The following is a 359-nucleotide window of genomic DNA, read 5'->3' on the forward strand; positions in this document are numbered from 1 at the left end:
CACGAGCTGATCGCGATGTCGGCTGCTCGTTGCGCCCGCGTCTCGTACCTGACGCATGACGGACAAAATCCTCTATTGGCCAAGGACCTTGAGTTGTATCGTCGTCTGGTCGAAAGTCGTCCGCTGCACGCCAGCCCTCTTGAACATCAGGCTATTGCAACTGCCTTCAACTATCCGTCGCAGAACCTGACTGGCGGCTGGATGCAGCATCGGACGTTGTTGGAAACCGCTGGCTCTATTGACGAGATGCACCGCCGAATGGGTGTGCTGTAGTATATTGTGTGCACGTTACCAGAAATTCCCAATTTAATACTAGCAATCGAGTGCTGGTTGTGTTATAGTATCAATAAGTATTGAAT

1 protein-coding gene is annotated in these 359 nt (G+C 51.3%); it reads left to right on the top strand.

Going from position 1 to position 359, the window contains the following annotated elements; all coding sequences use genetic code 11:
* On the top strand, positions 1 to 273 hold a 273-nt coding region (locus AC1RPG_RS08435), incomplete at its 5' end, for a hypothetical protein (RefSeq protein WP_481762539.1).
* Positions 274 to 359 lie beyond the last annotated feature (86 nt).

It is taken from the genome of Dellaglioa sp. CoH-57-MRSF-18 (genome assembly GCF_056781995.1).